4 protein-coding genes and 1 pseudogene are annotated in these 3680 nt (G+C 44.5%); all 5 read left to right on the forward strand.

All coding sequences use genetic code 11. From position 1 onward, the window contains the following. Positions 1-450 (forward strand): annotated as a pseudogene (locus AC29Z1_RS12150) (hypothetical protein); the annotation flags it as partial. 84 nt (positions 451-534) lie between these two features. Next, positions 535-1005 carry an OmpH/Skp family outer membrane protein gene (locus tag AC29Z1_RS12155; protein ID WP_488271729.1) on the forward strand — a complete coding sequence of 157 codons (471 nt, stop codon included), beginning with the start codon at positions 535-537 and terminating at the stop codon, positions 1003-1005. A 127-nt stretch (positions 1006-1132) separates the two neighbouring features. Further along, a complete protein-coding gene (locus tag AC29Z1_RS12160) occupies positions 1133-2074 on the forward strand; it encodes a hypothetical protein (protein WP_488271730.1) in 942 nt (313 codons plus the stop codon). An 84-nt stretch (positions 2075-2158) separates the two neighbouring features. Beyond that, the gene (locus AC29Z1_RS12165; RefSeq protein WP_488271731.1) at positions 2159-2581 is read left to right on the forward strand and encodes an OmpH/Skp family outer membrane protein; all 423 of its coding nucleotides are present in this window, start codon (positions 2159-2161) and stop codon (positions 2579-2581) included. 16 nt (positions 2582-2597) lie between these two features. Next, positions 2598-3617, forward strand: a complete 1020-nt coding sequence (gene lpxD, locus AC29Z1_RS12170; RefSeq protein ID WP_488271732.1) for a UDP-3-O-(3-hydroxymyristoyl)glucosamine N-acyltransferase — start codon at positions 2598-2600, stop codon at positions 3615-3617. Positions 3618-3680 lie beyond the last annotated feature (63 nt).

Below are 3680 nucleotides of genomic sequence, written 5' to 3' on the forward strand. Positions count from 1 at the left end.
CCAGTTGTCGATCCTGGTGTTGACACGAAAGTAACCCTGTATGCCGAAACAAATAAATATCGATTAACGCTGGAGGGAAATCTAGATGTAGGACGGGAGCAAGATACTACTTCGGCGAAGCTTCATGTTGGCAAATTTACCGGCAACCGGGATGAAATTTTTTTGGAGATTACACTTGTTCCCAATAATCTGGCATGGGACTTTGAACCAGGCTGGGGTCACAAATTTACTGATACTACTTACGCCGGCTTAAAGTACAATCTTTCTGAGAATCACAACACCTTATGGCTTAATCACTACATTGGCACCAATTGGACTCTACGGCTTGAGGACACGCCAAAAGCAGATTACTACGAAATTGGGGTCAGGTATAAGGTGCATGAATTTCTAAGTGCCGAGTATGTTTTTACTGAAAAAGAGAATTGGCTGAGGTTTATAGCCAATTTGTAAGACTTGCTGAATCGGGAGCTTCCTGATATAATTGGAAAGTAAAGGAGAATTTTATTGCCAGACGGCAGGAAAGAAGGGTATAGCGTGTTTAAAGATAAGAAGTTTGCTAAAACGGTTGCTGTTACTGTAGTAGTGGTGTTTTTACTAGGGATATTCGGACTGGCGATATCGCAAAGTGCTACAGGCTACGCGGCTGCGGCCGGTACCTCATCCAATATTGGTAAAGTAAATCGAGCACTGATATTGCAACAGTTGCCAGACCTAGCCAAAGCGGATGAAGCCATGAACGCTGAAATTGAGCAAGCCCAGAAGGACTTTGAGGCCAAAACAGCTAACATGTCTGCTAAAGAAAAACAAGACTATTATAATCAAACGATGCAGCGCTTGGAACTTAAGCGTCAAGAACTTCTGGCACCTATCTATGATAAAGTAGATGCTGCTATTAAATCAGTAGCTGATGCCAAAGGTATTGCCGTAGTTTTTGATGTGAATAATGTAGTATACGGCGGTCAAGATTTGACTGCTGATGTTGTAAAAAAACTTACCGGGAAATAAGGTATATTTATGAGCCGAGCCGCTTGATCCTGCGCTCGGCTCAAAGCTTAGCTTGTTGCCTTATGTTGCAACAACAGCCGCTTCAACCGAAGTTCCAATCATATTATCATGCAGAAAGGGTGATTTGGTGTCTATTCGCATAACACCAGGAAGGTTTCTTGCGGCCCTGATTCTTTGTATTGTTTTACTAACAGGCTGCTCCCGTTCGACACCTGACGCCAAACCGCCCGAAGTACAGCAACTTGGGGTTATTGACTTGGATAAAGCCATCCAGGCTCATCCCAAATATCAGGAATGGCAACATTATAAGCAGCAGGCTGCTACCCTGCAAGAGCAGCTTGCGATTATGGCTGGTAAAGAAAAAAATCGGTCTCAATCAGCTATGAATTTGCCTGCTAATGTCACCGGCAGTTTACAATCGGCTGCTGAACAAGAGTTTAAGGTAAAAATTGCGGCAAAACAGCAAGAATTGCAGGCGCGTCTGCTAGAGCGGGCAACCCAAAAGCAAACGGAATTGGCCGAACAGCTTAAGAATTATGCTGGACAGCTTACTCAGGAATACCAGATGCCGTTGTTTAATTTGCAGTTAAAGCTGCAGACCGTGCGTATGGACGAACAGCAAGCCGCTGCGCTGAAACAGGAAATGGAGGCCTTGAAAGCCGAGCAGGCCGATAAATTAGCAGCCAAAGAGCAGGAATTAGCAAAACAGCTTGAGGCTGAATTAGCTCCTGAAAAAGCCGCGATGGAACAAGAGTTGGCGGCTTATGCCGCTGCGCTTTCGCGTGAACTTGAAAGTAACATGTCGGCACAAACGGCCGAATTGGCGGCCAAGTTGACACAGCCGCCGGCTGACTCGGTTACCGCTGGCGCTGACAGCAATCTTAAACAACAGCTGGGATTGAAACAGCAGGAAATTAAGGTTCTTGAAGAATTTATTTTGAACGATATTCGGAATAAAACGGCGAGCATAGCTGTTGAGCGCGGTCTGGAAGCTGTTCTGACAGGGCAGGAAATAAATGTTCATGCAGTTGATGTGACAGATGCGGTGATTGCCGCGATTAAGAAATAAATTGCTGCATATACTATGAGCAATATAAGATCTATGAAATAGGGAAAACTCGTGCGCATAGGTTTTTTGAAGGAGGATTATTGGATGAACAAACAGATTAAAATGGCATTCCTCTTGGTACTCATTTTTGTTGGTAGTTTGGCAGTCGCCGGTTGCAGCAGCAATCAAGGGAATATTGGTGTTCTTGATGTAAATAAGGTTATGTCTGACAGCCCTAAAATTAAACAATTTCAGGAACAGCTTAATGCCAAAGGCAAAGAATTGAGCGAACAATTGGAAAAGGATAAGGCAAGTCTTAGTGCCGAGGAATACCAAAAACGTCAGGAAGCTGCTTATGGTGATTTCTTAAAAGTAAAACAAGATCTGGAAAGCCAAATTGATGCCAGCATCAAACAGGCTGTTGAACAAGTAAGTGCGGATAAAAAATTGAGTATTGTACTATATAAGAATAGTGTGGCCCAAGGCGGTACCGATATTACTGATGAAGTCATCAGCAAAATGCAATAATCAGGAGGTTGCTTGTGTGAAAAAGACGTTAGATGAGATTGCCGCCCTGATTCATGGTACGGCTACTGATGCTGCCGGGATAGAAATTACCGGTGTTACTAATATTGATGATGCTGGTCCAGGTGATATTACTTTTGCTGTTCCGCCGCACATCGAGAAAGCGGCAAAGTGTGCAGCAGCGGCTGTAATCATTCCTGATACTGTTGAAACATTTCCCAAACCGGCCATTCGGGTGGTCAACCCCCGGGTGGCCTTTGCCACGCTGCTTACGCTATTTACCCCCAAGCTGAATGTCCAGCCTGGCATTCACCCGACTGCCGTAGTAAGTCCTACTGCCAGGATTGGCAGTAATGTGAGCATAATGGCCCATGTTGTTATTGATGAACATGCCTCCATTGGCGATAATACCATCATCTATCCCCACACTTACATAGGTCGTGAAGTTACTATTGGCACTCATTCGCTTATTTATTCTAATGTGACGATTAGAGAAAGATGTTATATCGGTGACCGGGTTATTATTCAAAGCGGCGCAGTCATTGGCAGTGACGGTTTTGGCTTTATTACCGTTAACGGCAGACGCCAAAAAGTACCGCAGGTAGGTAATGTTATTATTGAAAATGACGTGGAAATCGGTGCTAATACTTGTATAGACCGAGCTACCACCGGCAGCACCATCGTCAGGCAAGGGACTAAAATCGATAATTTAGTTCATTTGGCGCATAATGTTGTGGTTGGTGAAAATTGCTTTTTTGTTGCCCAGACTGGTATTGCCGGCAGTGCTAAAATCGGCAATAATGTAACGTTTGCCGGTCAATCAGGCAGTGCTGGCCATATCACTATTGGTGATAACTGTGTGTTTGCCGCCAGGTCGGCACCGATTAACGACATTCCGGCCAATTCCTTTTGCGCAGGTTTTCCTGCTCGCCCACATAAAGAGTGGTTGCGCTCAGAAGCGGCGATTGGTAAGTTGCCAGAACTCATCAAAAAAATCCGTGAGTTGGAACGACGGCTGGCGGAAGTGGAAAAGAAATGAACTCAGCGAGGTATCTATATACCTCGTTAATTCTTTTTAACAGCTCCAACAATTGGCGTAATA

The sequence above is a fragment of the Sporomusa sp. genome, from assembly GCF_057736855.1.

Excerpts from the sequence above, each read along its gene's own strand:
- AC29Z1_RS12165 (WP_488271731.1), top strand. The coding sequence starts at position 2,159 with ATGAACAAACAGATTAAAATGGCATTCCTCTTGGTACTCATTTTTGTT.